Origin of the sequence: Cellulomonas fimi, assembly GCF_028527925.1 — a bacterium.
Taxonomy (GTDB): Bacteria; Actinomycetota; Actinomycetes; order Actinomycetales; family Cellulomonadaceae; genus Cellulomonas; species Cellulomonas fimi_C.
This window is the reverse complement of the sequence record NZ_JAPESW010000033.1, coordinates 10,449-24,554: the sequence shown is the minus strand read 5'-3', so window position 1 is coordinate 24,554 and position 14,106 is coordinate 10,449. Positions and strand designations below refer to the sequence as shown.

Genomic DNA, 14,106 nt, shown 5'->3' with positions numbered 1-14,106 from the left:
ACGGAGGAACAGTGGACGACCGGCCCGACGCGCAGTTCGAGCAGCTGCTCGACTACCTCAAGGAGGAGCGCGGGTTCGACTTCAGCGGCTACAAGCGCCAGAGCCTGATGCGTCGGGTCCGGCGCCAGATGGCCTCGGTCGAGGTCGCCGGGTTCGACGAGTACCAGGACTTCCTCGCGGTCAACCCCGACGAGTTCACCGCGCTGTTCAACACGGTGCTCATCAACGTCACGAGCTTCTTCAGGGACGCCGACTCGTGGGACTTCCTGCGCCGCGAGGTCGTGCCGCCGATGGTGACGCGCGGCCACGGGCCGATCCGGGTGTGGAGCGCGGGCTGCTCGACGGGTGAGGAGGCGTACAGCGCCGCGATGGTGCTCGCGGACGCGCTCGGGCCTGACGACTTCCGTGACCGCGTGAAGATCTACGCGACGGACGTCGACGAGGAGGCGCTCGCGAAGGCGCGGTCGGCGACGTACCTGCCGCGCGAGCTGCGCGGACTCGACGACGCGCACGTGGACCGCTACTTCGAGCAGACGCCCGACGGCCAGCACGCGATCCGCAAGGACCTGCGCCGCGCGGTGATCTTCGGCCGCAACGACCTCGTCCAGGACGCGCCGATCTCCCACATCGACCTGCTGATCTGCCGCAACGCGCTCATGTACTTCAACGCGGAGACGCAGGGCCGCATCATCCGCCGGCTGCACTTCGCGCTGCGGCCGAGCGGCACGCTGTTCCTCGGCAAGGCGGAGATGCTGCTCTCGCACGTCGACCTGTTCACGCCTCAGGACCTCAAGCGACGCTTCTTCCGCAAGGCCGGCGCCGGCGTGCCCGAGCGGCGGGCCGCCATCGAGCCGAGTGCGCCGACCCCCGGGGGCAGTGACATGGCGCGCCTGCGCGACGAGGCGCTGCTGTCGGCGCCCGCGGCGCAGGTCGTCGTGGCGGCGTCCGGGGAGCTCGTCGCGAGCAACCGCCGGGCGGAGGCGCTGTTCGGGATCTCCGCGCGCGACGTGGGCCGCCCGTTCCAGGACCTCGAGGTGTCGTACAAGCCGCTCGAGCTGCGCTCGGCCATCCAGACCGCGATGGCGGAGCGCCGGTCGGTGTGGGAGCACGACGTCGAGTGGCAGCGGCCCGGCCACGAGGGCGTGTCCCTTGACGTGCAGGTCGTGCCGCTCGTCGGGCCGGACTCCGAGCCGCTCGGCGCGACCGTGATCTTCAACGACGTGACGCGCTACCGGCACCTGCAGCAGGAGCTGCAGTTCGCGAACCGTCAGCTCGAGGCGGCGTTCGAGGAGCTCCAGTCGACGAACGAGGAGCTCGAGACCACCAACGAGGAGCTCCAGTCCACGGTCGAGGAGCTGGAGACGACGAACGAGGAGCTCCAGTCCACGAACGAGGAGCTCGAGACCATGAACGAGGAGCTCCAGTCGATGAACGACGAGCTCAACGCCAGCAACGAGGAGCTGCGGCTGCGCACCGTCCAGGTGAGCGAGCTCAACGACCTCATGGAGTCCGTGCTGTCGAGCCTGCGGGCGGGCGTCGCCGTGGTCGACGTCGGCATGAAGGTGCTCGCGTGGAACGCGGGCGCGATCGACCTGTGGGGCCTGCGCGAGGACGAGGCGGTCGGCCACAGCCTCGCCGACCTCGACATCGGCATGCCGCTCGAACCACTCCTCCCGCTCGTGCGCCAGCAGCTCGTCGGGGACGCCGCCGACTCGACCGTGCGGGTGTCGGCGGTGAACCGTCGCGGGCGCACCGTCGAGGTGGACGTGACGATCACGGCGCTGCGCCGCAGCGGGGCCGGGGTGAGCGGCGCGATCCTCGTGATGATGCTGGGCTCCGACTGACCCGTCGCGCTCAGGCGGGCGTGCTGTCGTCCAGCGCGCCCGAGACGGCCCGCTCGAGCCGGCCGCCCTGCAGGCCGAGGTCGCCGCCGGCCGCCGCGGCCGCGGCCATGACGAGCCGTGCGGCCGCGGTGACGTCGACGTCCCGCTGGTCGGCGCTCCAGCGCAGCATCTCGAGCGCACCCGCGCGGTCGACGCCGTAGACGAGACCGAGGCAGCCCACGGCCTGCTCCACGACGGGCCGCTCGGCGAGCAGCTCGGGCAGCCGCGAGTTCACCGCACGCGCAGCGCGGGCCCGGACGTCCGACGACACGTCGACGACGACGCCCCGGACGTCGTGGCCGCCGCCGGCCGACTCCTCGGCGACCCCCGCGACCGCCATCACGCGGCCCTCGCCCTCGAGCCGCTTGACCGTGTGGACCTGCGCGAACGCGATCCCGTCGCGCGCGCACGCCTCGACCGCCTCGCGCAGCGCGTCGCGCTCGTCGACGCGCACGTGGCGCGTGAGGGCGTCGAGGGTCGGCGGGACGTCGCCGGGTGTCATGCCGAGCAGCGTGTAGAGCTCGTCGGACCACCACGGCCTACCACCGTCGGCGGGCAGGTGGAACTGCCCCGACAGGAGGTCTTCCATGCGTGCACCTCGTGAAGCACGGTGGATCGGCCCCTGGCTGGACACCCACCACCGGATGATCTGCCCAGGCTACGCAGTCACCGTCGGGGCGGCATCCGCTCGTGCGCGCGCCCGCGGGGAGGGCCGCGGGCGAGAAGCGGTTCGAGATGCGGTTCTCCGAGAAGTGGGCCACGGTGGCCTGATCCGGGTCGATGCCGCGCTCCGCGGCTGGTCCGGAGGGGCGCCGCACGTGGTGCAGCCCGCGACGCAGGGCGCCCCCGCCGAGAGGCCACCGGTATGCGTGTGCTCGGTGTCAACGCGGTGTTCCACGACTCGTCCGCGGCGCTCGTCGTCGACGGGGAGGTCGTCGCCGCGATCGAGGAGGAGCGCCTCAGCCGTCGCAAGCACGGCAAGCGGCCCGTCCCGTTCGCGGCCTGGGAGCTGCCGACGCTCGCGATGCGCGCGTGCCTCGACGCGGGCGCCCTGGCGCCGGCCGACCTGGACGCCGTCGCGTACGGGTTCGACCCGTCGCTCGCGAAGGACGCCGCCGACCTGGGTCTCGACGACCCGTGGGACCACCTGCGCCGCACGTACGCCGAGCACGCGCCCGGCTTCCTCGCGTCGGCGCTGCCCGGCCTGCCGCGCGAGCGCGTGCGGTTCGTCGCGCACCACGTCGCGCACGCCGCGTCGGCCGCGCTGGCCGTCGGCTGGGACCGGTGCGCGGTCATGGTGCTCGACGGGCGGGGCGAGAGCGCGTCGGCGCTGCTCGGCGCGTACCGCGACGGGCGGCTGACGGTCGAGTCGACGCAGGTGCTGCCGCACTCGCTGGGGCTCGTCTACGAGTCGCTGACCGAGCACCTGGGCTTCCTGCGGTCGAGCGACGAGTACAAGGTCATGGCGCTCGCGTCGTACGGCACGCCGCGCTACCTCGACGAGCTGCGGCACCTGCTGACCGCGACCGGCGACGGCGGGTTCGTCGCCGTGCCGCCCGACTGGAGCCGGTGGGCGCCCCCACGGCACGACGCCGACGGGTGGGGCGGCGCGCACGCCGACCTCGCCGCGTCGGTGCAGGTGCGGCTCGAGGAGGTGCTGGTCGACCTCGCGCGCTGGCTGCGGGACCGGACCGGTGAGACGCGCCTGGCGCTCGCGGGCGGCATCGCGCTCAACTGCGTCGCGAACTCGCGCATCTGGCGCGAGGCCGGGTTCGACGAGGTGTGGGCGCAGCCCGCGTCGGGCGACGCGGGGACCGCGCTCGGTGCCGCCCTGACGGTCGCGGTGGACGGCGGCGACGTGCCGCGGCCCATGCCGGGCGCCGCGCTGGGCCGCGGGTGGTCCGACGACGAGGTCGCCGCGGAGCTGCGGCGCGCGAAGGTGCCGTTCCGGACGGGTGACGCGGCCGTGGCCGCGGCGGAGGCCCTGGCCCGCGACGAGGTCGTCGCGTGGTTCGACGGCCGCAGCGAGTTCGGCCCGCGTGCGCTCGGTCAGCGGTCGCTGCTCGCGCACCCGGGCTTCGCGGAGAACCTCGAGCGGCTCAACGACGTCAAGGGTCGCGAGCAGTTCCGCCCCGTGGCGCCGATGGTGCTGCTCGAGCGCGCGGCCGACCTGTTCTCGGGCGGGCCGGTCCCGAGCCCGTACATGCTGTTCGTCCACCAGGTCGCCGACACGTGGCGCGACCGCATCCCGGCCGCGGTGCACGTCGACGGGACCGCGCGCATCCAGACGGTCGACCGGCGCACGCACGAACGGCTCGCGCACATGCTCGACCGGTTCGAGGCGCTCACGGGTCTGCCCGTCGTCATCAACACGAGCCTCAACACCGCGGGGCGGCCCATGGTCGACAGCCCGCACGACGCGCTCGAGCTGTTCGGCTCGTCGCCCGTCGACCTCCTCGTGCTCGGCGGGCACACCGTCCGGCGCCGGGACCTGTTCGAGGCGACGCCGTGACCTGGGCCGTCGTCGTCCCCACGGTCGGCCGGCCCTCCCTCGACCGGCTCCTCGCGGGCCTGCGGACGCAGGACGTCCCCGCACGCCTGGGACCGCCCGCCGAGGTCGTCGTGGTCGACGACCGGCCGCTCGCCGACCGGGCCCCGCTGGTCGTCGAGGGCGCACGCGTCGTGCGCAGCGGCGGTCGCGGCCCGGCGGCGGCGCGGAACGCGGGCTGGCGCGGCGTCGAAGCCGAGTGGGTCCTGTTCCTCGACGACGACGTGCTGCTGCCGGACGGGTGGGCGCGCGGGCTCGCGGACGACCTGGCCGCGGCCGGCCCGCGCACGGGCGGGGTGCAGGCGCGCCTGCACGTGCCGCTGGGCCCGACCCCGCCGACGGACTGGGAGCGGTCGACCGCGGGACTCGAGGACGCCGCGTGGGCGACCGCCGACATGGCGTACCGGCGCGCGGCCCTCGCGGAGGTCGACGGGTTCGACGAGCGGTTCCCGCGCGCCTACCGCGAGGACGCCGACCTCGCCCTGCGGGTCCGCCGCGCGGGGTGGGACCTCGAGCGCGGGTCCCGCACGACGTGGCACCCCGTGCGGCCGGCGACGGCGGGCGTGAGCGTGAAGGTCCAGGCCGGGAACGCCGACGACGCGCTGCTGCGCGCGTTGCACGGCCGCCGCTGGCGGGACGTCGCGGAGACCGGCCCGGGCCGGTCGGGGCGGCACGCCCTGACGGTCGGCGCGGGGGCCCTCGCGCTCGCCGCGTGGACGGTGCGCGCGCGACGCGTCGCCGCGCTCCCCGCCCTGGTGTGGGCCGCGCTGACCGGCGAGCTCCTGTGGCGGCGCGTCGCCCCCGGTCCCCGTCCCGGTCACGCGGGCTGGGCGCGCGAGTGGACCCGGATGGCGTGGACGACGCTGCTCATCCCGCCCGTCGCGGTCACCCACAAGCTGCGCGGCACGCTCGCGCACCGCCGCGGCGCCCCACCCTGGCGGCCACCGCTGTGCGCGGTGCTCTTCGACCGCGACGGGACGCTCGTGCACGACGTCCCCTACGCCGTCGACCCGGGCGCGGTCGAGCCGGTGCCGGGAGCCCGTGCCGTGCTCGACGCGCTCCGGGAGGCGGGTGTCGCGGTCGGCGTCGTGAGCAACCAGTCCGGCATCGCGCGCGGCTTCCAGACGCCGGCCCAGGTCGCGGCGGTGAACGCGCAGGTCGAGCGCCTGCTCGGGCCGTTCGGCACGATCCAGGTCTGCCCGCACGGACCCGACGACGGCTGCGCGTGCCGCAAGCCGGGGCCGGGCCTCGTGCTGCGCGCCGCGCGCGAGCTCGGCGTCGCGCCGTGGGAGTGCGCGGTCGTCGGCGACATCGGCGCGGACGTCGCGTGCGCGCTCGCCGCCGGTGCGGTCCCGGTGCTCGTCCCGACGCCCGCGACGCGCGCCGACGAGGTCGCGCACGCGATGTCGACCGCGCGCGTGACCGGCGACCTGGCGTCCGCGCTCGACGTGCTGCGGCCGATGCTGGCGGCGACGGTCCCGCCGGACGACGAGGCGCGCGCGGTGGCGGCGGCGACGACACCTGCGGCCTCCACCCCGGTGTCCGTCGGGGGTGCGCGATGACGACGACGCTCGTGGTGCGCCTCGACAGCGACGGTGACGTGCTGCTCGCCGGCCCGGCCGTGCGCGCGCTCGCCGTCGCCGGACCGCTCGACCTGCTCGTGTCACCGGCCGGAGCCGCCGCCGCGCACCTGCTGCCCGACGTGCGCGCGGTGCACGTCTTCGACGCGCCGTGGTCGGGGTACGTGCCGCCGCCCACGGACCGCGCCGCGGTCGAGGCGCTGCTCGCGACCGTCGGCGCCGCGCGCTACGACCGCGCGGTCGTCCTCACGTCCTGGCACCAGAGCCCGCTGCCGGCCGCGCTGCTGCTGCGCCTCGCCGGCGTGCCCGTCGTGGCCGCGACCAGCGACGACTACCCGGGGTCGCTGCTCGACGTCCGGCACCGCCGCCGCCCCGGCCGGCACGAGGTCGACGCGTCGCTCGACCTGGTCGAGGCGTGCGGCGTGCCGCGACCCGCGGACGACCGCCTCGCGGTCCGCTCGCCGCTGCCCGACGCGTCGGCGCTCGTGCCCGACGAGCCGTACGTCGTCGTGCACCCGGGCGCGTCCGTGCCGGCGCGGGCGCTCGCGAGCGGGCACGCGGCCGCGGTCGTCGAGGCGCTCGCGGACCGCGGCGCGGTCGTCGTCACGGGCTCGCCGGGCGAGCGACCGCTCACGGCGGCGGTCGCGGGCGGCCGGGCCACCGACCTCGGCGGGCGGACCGACCTGCCGCTGCTGGCCGCCGTCCTCGCGGGGGCGGACACGGTCGTCGTCGGCAACACCGGCCCGGCGCACCTCGCCGCGGCCGTCGGGGCGCCCGTCGTCTCGTTGTTCGCACCCGTCGTCCCGGCGGAGCGCTGGCGTCCGTGGGGCGTGCCGCACGTGCTGCTCGGCGACCAGCGCGCGGCGTGCGCCGGGACCTCCGCCCGCCGGTGCCCGGTCGCGGGGCACCCGTGCCTGTCCGACGTCGCGCCGGGCGCGGTGGTGGCCGCGGTCGACGCGCTCCGGGAGGCCCGGGTGGTGAGCGCATGAGGATCCTGCTCTGGCACGTGCACGGCTCGTGGACCGACGCGTTCGTCCGCGGCCCCGACACCTACGTCCTGCCCGTCCTGCCCGACCGGGGGCCCGACGGGCGTGGGCGCGCGCGCACCTGGACCTGGCCCGGGTCGGTCGAGGAGCACGCGCCCGACGACCTCGGTGACGTCGACGTCGTCGTGCTGCAGCGCCCGCACGAGGCCGAGCTCGTCGAGCGGTGGACCGGACGACGGCCCGGCGTCGACGTCCCGGCCGTGTACGTCGAGCACAACACGCCCCGTGCGCTCGACGGCTCCGCGCGGCACGTGCTGGCGCACCGCGCCGACGTGCCGGTGGTGCACGTCTCGACGTTCAACGCCGTCGTCTGGGACTGCGGGCGCGCGCCGACCGTCGTCGTCGCGCACGGCATCCCCGATCCGGGTGCCCTGTTCACGGGCGAGCGGCCCGACGCCGCCGTCGTGGTCAACGAGCCCGTGCGCCGTGGTCGCGCGGTCGGCACGGACCTCGTCGTCGACCTCGCCGAGCGCCTCCCGCTGCGCGTGTTCGGCATGGGCACGTCCGAGCTCGAGCTCACGACTCCCGCCCTGCGCGGCCGGACCGCGGACCTCGACCAGCGCGCGCTGCACCACGCGATGGCCGCCTGCCGGGTCTACCTGCACCCGTTCCGCTGGACCAGCCTCGGCCTGTCGCTGATCGAGGCGATGACGATCGGCATGCCCGTGCTCGCGCTCGCGACGACCGCGGCGCCCGAGGCGGTGCCCTCGTGGGCCGGCCTCGTGACGTGCGACGTCGACGCGCTCGTCGCGCGGGCCCGGCGCTGGCTCGCCGACCCCGAGGAGGCCCGCGCGATCGGCGCGGCCGCCCGGGCGCACGCCCTCGACCGGTTCGGCCTGGACCGGTTCCTGTCCGACTGGCAGCAGGTGCTGAAGGAGGTGACCCGATGAGGATCGCGATGGTGTCGGAGCACGCGAGCCCGCTGGCGGTGCTCGGAGGCGTCGACGCGGGCGGGCAGAACGTCCACGTCGCTGCCCTCGCGCGGGCGCTCGCCGAGGCGGGTCACGTCGTCGACGTCTACACGCGGCGGGACGACCCCGACCTGCCGCCCGACGTGCCCCTGTGCGACGGCGTGCGCGTCCGGCACCTCGATGCCGGCCCGCCGACGGCCGTCCCGAAGGACGACCTGCTCCCGTACGTGCCGGACATGGCGCACGAGCTCGTACGCCTGTGGGGTGGCGCGGACCGGCCGGACGTCGTGCACGCGCACTTCTGGATGTCGGGCCTCGCCGCCCTCCAGGCGGCGGCCGTCGTGCGGGTGCCGGTCGTCCAGACCTTCCACGCGCTCGGCTCGGTCAAGCGCCGGTTCCAGGGCGTGCAGGACACGAGCCCGCCCGGCCGCGTCGAGGCCGAGGCGATGATCGGGCGCAACGTCGACGCGGTCGTGGCGACCTGCTCCGACGAGGTGTCCGAGCTCGCGCGGCTCGGCGTCCCGGTCGGGCACGTGCAGGTCGTGCCGTGCGGCGTCGACACCGACCTCTTCTCACCCGGACCGCCTCGGCGGCCCGCCGCACGCGGCCGACGCCTGCTGACCGTCGGACGGCTCGTCGAGCGCAAGGGCGTCGACACGATCCTCACGGCGCTCGCCGACGTGCCCGGTGCCGAGCTGTGGGTCGCGGGCGGGCCGCCGTGGTCGCAGCTCCACAGCGACCCCGAGGCGCGGCGGCTGGTCGACCTCGCGACGCGCCTCGGCGTCGTGGACCGGGTCCGGCTCCTCGGCAGCATCCCGCACGACGAGGTCGCCGCGCTCATGCGTCGGGCGGACGTCGTCGTCGCGACGCCCTGGTACGAGCCGTTCGGGATCGTGCCGCTCGAGGCGGCCGCGTGCGGCGTCCCGCTCGTCGGCAGCGCGGTCGGTGGGCTGCTCGACACGGTCCGGGACGGGCGCACGGGCGTCCTGGTGCCCCCGCGCGACCCGGTCGCGCTCGCGTCCGCGCTGCGTGTCCTGCTGGGCGACGCGGAGGCCCGCGAGCAGCTCGGGCGCGCAGCCCGTCGACTCGCGTGCGCGCGGTACACGTGGGAGCACGTCGCCGCGTCGACCGCCGAGGTCTACGCGTCGCTCGTCGGCGGCGCCCGGTCCGAGGTCGTGGCCGGATGACCGCCGCGCTGCCGACCCTGTCGGCGACCGACCGCTGGCTCGCGGTGCACCGGCGCGAGCTCGACGACGCGCTCGACGCGCTCCAGGCCGACGGCCAGGTCATCGAGCGGTGGGGCCACCGGCTCGCGACCCACCTCGCCGCGGGCGGCCGACTGCTCGCCGCGGGAAACGGGGGCAGCGCCGCGGAGGCGCAGCACCTCACCGCGGAGCTCGTCGGACGGTTCGCCGGGGAGCGCCGGGCGCTGTCGGCGATCGCGCTGTGCGCCGAGTCCGCGAGCGTGACCGCGATCGTCAACGACTACGGCGCCGACGAGGTGTTCGCGCGCCAGGTCGAGGCGCACGGGCGCACCGACGACGTGCTCGTGCTGCTGTCCACGTCGGGCCGCAGCCCGAACGTCGTGCACGCCGCCGAGGTCGGCCGCCGCCTCGGCCTGCACGTCTGGACGCTCACCGGGCGCTACCCCAACCCGCTCGCCGCGGCGGCGACGTCGGCGGTGTGCGTACACGCGTCCACGACCGCCGTCGTGCAGGCCGTGCACCTCGTCGCCGTGCACGCGCTGTGCGCGGCCGTCGACCACCACCTGCCGTCGGCCGACGGGCGCGCGACGCAGCGACGGGCGGCGTCGACCGGTCGCCGGCCCGGCGACGCCAGGCCCGGCAGGGGCGGACGGGACGGGGTGCCGGCGTGAGCGCGCCGCGCGTGGTCGTCGTCGGCGACGTGCTGCTGGACCGCGACGTCCTCGGCACGTCCGACCGGCTGTGCCCCGACGCGCCCGCCCCGGTCGTCGACGTCGAGCGGACCGCCGAGAGCCCGGGCGGCGCGGGCCTCGCGGCGCTGCTGTGCGCCGACGCGGGCGCCGACGTCCGCCTGGTCGCGCCCGTCGCCGACGACGACGCCGGCCGGCGGCTGCGGGCGATGCTCGAGCCGCGTCTCACCGTCGTGGCGGTCGGCCACGAGGGCGCCACGCGGAGCAAGACGCGCGTCCGCGCCGCGGGGACCTCGCTCGTCCGGCTCGACGAGGGTGGTCCCGGCGAGCCCACCGACGTGCCGCTCGACGCGGTCGAGGAGGCGCTGCGCGACGCCGACGCAGTGCTCGTGTCCGACTACGGCGGCGGCGTCACGACCCACCCCGGCCTCCGCACGCTGCTCGCGCGGGCCGCGGCCCGCACGCCTCTGGTCTGGGACCCGCACCCGCGCGGCGGCCCGCCCGTGCCCCGTGCCGCGCTCGTGACGCCCAACGTCGCGGAGGCGATGCGCGCCACCGGGTCCGCGGGCGGCGGACCCGACCAGCTCGCCGCCGACCTGTGCGGGCGGTGGGACGTCGACGCGGTCGTCGTGACGGCGGGCGCGCAGGGTGCGTGCCTCGCCCGGCGCGACGGGCGCGCGGTCGTCGTCCCCGCCGGGCACGTCGAGCACGGCGACCCGTGCGGTGCCGGCGACCGGTTCGCGGCGACGGCCGCGCTGCACCTCGCGACGGGCTGCACGGTGCTCGACGCAGTCGTGCGCGCGGTCGAGGCCGCGACCGGCTGGGTCGCCGCGGGCGGGGCCGCCGCCTACCGGTCGCTCCCGCAGGGGTCACCGCACACGGCCTCCCCCGAGCGGGAGTCGCCGGCCATGGTCCGGGCGCGGCTCGGGGCGCGTGGCCCGGTCGTCGCGACCGGCGGGTGCTTCGACCTGCTGCACGCGGGCCACGTCGCGACGCTCGACGCCGCGCGCAGGCTCGGCGGGTCGCTCGTCGTGCTGCTCAACTCCGACGCGTCGGTGCGCCGGCTCAAGGGTCCGACGCGGCCGCTCGTGCCCGCCGGGTCGCGGCGGCGCGTGCTCGAGGCGCTGGACTGCGTCGACGTCGTCGTCGACCTCGACGACGACGACCCCGTCCGCCTGCTCGGCGAGCTGCGGCCCGACGTCTGGGTCAAGGGCGGCGACTACGACCTCGCGGACCTGCCGGAGGCGCAGGTCGTGCAGGCGCACGGCGGGCGCGTCGTGCTCGTGCCGTTCGTCCCGGGCTGGTCGACGACCGGCCTCGTCGCGCGCGCGTCGGCCGGACCCCTCACACGACCCCAGGAGAGAGCATGACGACGACTGCCACGACCGCCCGCGACCTCGGCACCGTGTTCGTGACGGGGGGCGCCAGCGGCCTCGGCGCGGCCGTGGTGCGCGCTGTGCACGACGCGGGCGGCACCCCCGCGGTCCTGGACCTGCACGCGGTCGACGACGTCCCGTCGGTCGCCGTCGACCTCGCCGACTCGTCCGCCGTGCCGGGTGCGGTCGCGGACCTCGTCGCGCAGGTCGGGCCGCCGTCGGCGGTCGTCACGGCCGCGGGCATCGACGCGTGCGGGCCGCTCGCCGACATCGACGCGGACGCCTGGGAGCGCGTGGTGCGCGTCAACCTGTTCGGCACCGTCGCGACCGTCCGCGCGTGCCTGCCGTACCTCGAGGAGTCGCACGGGACGGTGGTGACGGTCGCGTCGACGCTCGCGCTGCGCGGGGTGTCCGACGCGACGGCCTACTGCGCGTCGAAGTGGGGCGTGCGCGGGTTCACGCAGGCGCTCGCGGCCGAGCTCGCGGGCCGCGTCGGCGTGACGCTCCTCGTGCCCGGCGGCATGCGGACGCCGTTCTTCGACGGCCGGACCGAGCAGTACAAGCCCGGGCCCGACGCGGACCTGCAGGACCCCGCGCACACCGCGGTCGCCGTGCTGGCCGCGCTGCGGCAGCCGCGCGGGAGCGAGATCCGGGAGATGCTCGTGATGGCGCCGGGCGAGTCGTCGTGGCCCTGACGCCGCGCGACGCGCCGGGCGGGGCCGACGGCCACCGCGGGCGTGCCGCGGCGGACGTGTCCGCCGACGGCGGCGCGCTGTTCACCGGACTCGCACCGCCTCACGCGGATGACGTCGAGGACGTCCTCGTCCTGCGTGCGCTCGGGCTGGGCGACGCGCTCACCGCCGTGCCCGCGCTGCGGGGCGTGCGGCGCGCGTGGCCGCACGCCCGGGTCACGGTCGTCGGGCCCGAGGCCGTGGGCGCGTGGCTGCGCGAGGCGGGGGTGTGCGACCGCGTGCTGCCCGCCGACGGCATCGCCGCCCCGCCTGCGGTCCCGTGGGTCGGCGGGGGCCACGTCGCCGTCAACCTGCACGGCCGTGGTCCGGAGAGCACGCGACGGCTCCTCGCGACGCAGCCCCGGCACATGGTGACGTTCGCCGACGCGCTCGTGCCCACAGGTCCGGCCTGGCGGTCCGACGAGCACGAGGTGCTGCGGTGGATGCGGCTCGTGCACGCCGCCGGCGGCACGTGCAGCCTCGACGACCTGCGCCTGCCCGCGCCGGAGGGCCACGCCGCGCGCGTGTCGCACGCGCGCGGCGAGGTCGTCCTGCACCCCGGTGCGGCGTCGGCTGCGCGACGGTGGCCCGTCGAGCGCTGGACGGAGCTCGCCCGACACCTCGCACGCGCGGGCTACCTCGTCGACGTGACGGGGTCGGCGGCGGAGAGGGACGTGTGCGCCGCGGTCGTGGCGGGCCTGCGCGCGCCCGGCGACCTGCTCCGGGTGCGCGACCTCGCGGGCACGCTCACCCTGCCGGCGCTCGTGCAGGCGGTCGCGTCGGCGCGGCTCGTGGTGTGCGGGGACACGGGGGTCGCGCACGTCGCGACCGCGGTCGGCGTCCCGTCGGTGCTGCTGTTCGGGCCCGTCGCGCCCGACCGCTGGGGCCCGCTGCTCGACGTCGACCGGCACACCGTCCTGTGGCACGGCGACGGCACGGGCGACCCGCACGGCAGCAGCGTCGACCCGGCGCTCGACCGGATCGGCGTCGGCGAGGTGCTCGCCGCCGCGCTGGCTCAGCTCGACCGCGGGCGCGTCGCGCTCACGCCGGCACCTGCAGCGCCGACCGGAACCACGCCACGGTCCGCTCCAGGCCGTCCGTCCACGGCACCCGCGGCTCCCACCCGAGGCGTGCGCGCGCGAGGCTGATGTCGGGCCGCCGCACCTCGGGGTCGTCGACGGGCCGCCCCACGAGCGTGATCTGCGACGAGCTCCCGGTGAGCGCGACGACGTCCTGCGCGATCCGCAGCACGGTCCGCTCCTCGGGGCTCCCGACGTTGATCGGCCCGGGCTCCTCGCTCGCGGCCATCGCCAGGACGCCGTCGACCAGGTCGTCGACGTAGCAGACCGACCGCGTCTGCGACCCGCCGCCCGCGACCGTGAGCGGCTCGCCCGCGAGCGCCTGCCGCACGAACGTCGGGATCGCGCGCCCGTCGAACGGCCGCATCCGCGGCCCGTAGGTGTTGAAGATCCGCACGATGCCGGTCCGCACGCCGTGCACCGTCCGGTACGCGGTCGTGAGCGCCTCGCCGTACCGCTTGGCCTCGTCGTAGACGCCGCGCGGACCGACCGGGTTGACGTGCCCCCAGTACGTCTCCGGCTGCGGGTGCACCTGCGGGTCGCCGTACACCTCGGACGTCGACGCGAGCACGAACCGCGCACCCTTCTCCCGGGCCAGCCCGAGCGCGTGGAGCGTCCCGTCGGCCCCGACCTTGAGCGTCTCGATCGGCAGCTGCGCGTAGTCGACGGGCGACGCGGGCGACGCGAAGTGCAGCACGAGGTCGACGTCGCCGGGCACGTGCACGAAGTCGACGAGGTCGCAGCGCCGCAGGTGGAAGGCGGGGTCGTCGAGCAGGTGCGCGACGTTCGCGGCGTCGCCGGTGAGGAAGTTGTCGAGGCACACGACGTCCCACCCGTCGGCGAGCAGTCGCGTGCACAGGTGGCTGCCGAGGAACCCGGCCCCGCCCGTGACGACGGCCCGGCGCCCGTGCCCCGGCGACGACGAGCCGCGGGGCGAGGGACGGGACGACGGCGACGGGCTCGCGGCGGACGACGTCATGGCGGCAGCCTCTCGGACGTGCTGCGGCCGCTGGCCCGACCGTCCGGTGCCTTCCCAGGGTGGACCCGCACCCGGAGAA

General features: G+C 76.6%; 12 protein-coding genes. 10 read left to right on the top strand and 2 right to left on the bottom strand.

The features are described 5' to 3' along the window. The first annotated feature begins 11 nt into the window (after positions 1–11). Complete coding sequence (locus OMK64_RS14560) at positions 12–1,844, top strand: CheR family methyltransferase (protein ID WP_272729085.1); 1,833 nt, start codon at positions 12–14, stop codon at positions 1,842–1,844. Between the two features lie 10 nt (positions 1,845–1,854). Here the strand turns inward: OMK64_RS14560 and OMK64_RS14555 are convergent, their stop codons facing one another. Beyond that, a complete protein-coding gene (locus OMK64_RS14555) occupies positions 1,855–2,472 on the bottom strand; it encodes an ANTAR domain-containing protein (protein ID WP_272729084.1) in 618 nt (205 codons plus the stop codon). A gap of 276 nt (positions 2,473–2,748) precedes the next feature. Here OMK64_RS14555 and OMK64_RS14550 point away from each other — a divergent pair, with 276 nt between their 5' ends. The 9 genes from OMK64_RS14550 to OMK64_RS14505 are packed head-to-tail and all read left to right on the top strand — an operon-like array spanning position 2,749 to position 13,117. After that, positions 2,749–4,395, top strand: a complete 1,647-nt coding sequence (locus OMK64_RS14550; RefSeq protein WP_272729083.1) for a carbamoyltransferase family protein — start codon at positions 2,749–2,751, stop codon at positions 4,393–4,395. Beyond that, positions 4,392–5,993 carry an HAD-IIIA family hydrolase gene (locus tag OMK64_RS20920; RefSeq protein ID WP_308201790.1) on the top strand — a complete coding sequence of 534 codons (1,602 nt, stop codon included), beginning with the start codon at positions 4,392–4,394 and terminating at the stop codon, positions 5,991–5,993. Before OMK64_RS14550 ends, OMK64_RS20920 begins: the two co-directional genes overlap by 4 nt. Further along, positions 5,990–7,000: a glycosyltransferase family 9 protein gene (locus tag OMK64_RS14535; protein WP_272729082.1), complete on the top strand. Its 1,011-nt coding sequence runs from the start codon at positions 5,990–5,992 to the stop codon at positions 6,998–7,000. Before OMK64_RS20920 ends, OMK64_RS14535 begins: the two co-directional genes overlap by 4 nt. Next, positions 6,997–7,947, top strand: a complete 951-nt coding sequence (locus OMK64_RS14530) for a glycosyltransferase (protein WP_272729081.1) — start codon at positions 6,997–6,999, stop codon at positions 7,945–7,947. Before OMK64_RS14535 ends, OMK64_RS14530 begins: the two co-directional genes overlap by 4 nt. Further along, complete coding sequence (locus OMK64_RS14525; protein WP_272729080.1) at positions 7,944–9,155, top strand: glycosyltransferase; 1,212 nt, start codon at positions 7,944–7,946, stop codon at positions 9,153–9,155. Before OMK64_RS14530 ends, OMK64_RS14525 begins: the two co-directional genes overlap by 4 nt. Continuing rightward, positions 9,152–9,844 carry a D-sedoheptulose-7-phosphate isomerase gene (locus tag OMK64_RS14520; protein ID WP_272729079.1) on the top strand — a complete coding sequence of 231 codons (693 nt, stop codon included), beginning with the start codon at positions 9,152–9,154 and terminating at the stop codon, positions 9,842–9,844. The genes OMK64_RS14525 and OMK64_RS14520 overlap by 4 nt, the downstream gene beginning before the upstream one ends. Beyond that, positions 9,841–11,232, top strand: a complete 1,392-nt coding sequence (locus tag OMK64_RS21125; protein ID WP_272729078.1) for a PfkB family carbohydrate kinase — start codon at positions 9,841–9,843, stop codon at positions 11,230–11,232. The genes OMK64_RS14520 and OMK64_RS21125 overlap by 4 nt, the downstream gene beginning before the upstream one ends. Further along, positions 11,229–11,933, top strand: a complete 705-nt coding sequence (locus tag OMK64_RS14510) for an SDR family oxidoreductase (protein WP_272729077.1) — start codon at positions 11,229–11,231, stop codon at positions 11,931–11,933. The genes OMK64_RS21125 and OMK64_RS14510 overlap by 4 nt, the downstream gene beginning before the upstream one ends. Beyond that, complete coding sequence (locus tag OMK64_RS14505) at positions 11,924–13,117, top strand: glycosyltransferase family 9 protein (protein ID WP_272729076.1); 1,194 nt, start codon at positions 11,924–11,926, stop codon at positions 13,115–13,117. The genes OMK64_RS14510 and OMK64_RS14505 overlap by 10 nt, the downstream gene beginning before the upstream one ends. On the opposite strand, the gene OMK64_RS14500 is transcribed toward OMK64_RS14505, so the two are convergent. Beyond that, positions 13,011–14,027, bottom strand: coding sequence for a UDP-glucuronic acid decarboxylase family protein (locus OMK64_RS14500; RefSeq protein ID WP_272729075.1), 1,017 nt, complete (start codon positions 14,025–14,027; stop codon positions 13,011–13,013). The two genes, OMK64_RS14505 and OMK64_RS14500, sit on opposite strands and share 107 nt — an antisense overlap. Between the last annotated feature and the right edge of the window lie 79 nt (positions 14,028–14,106).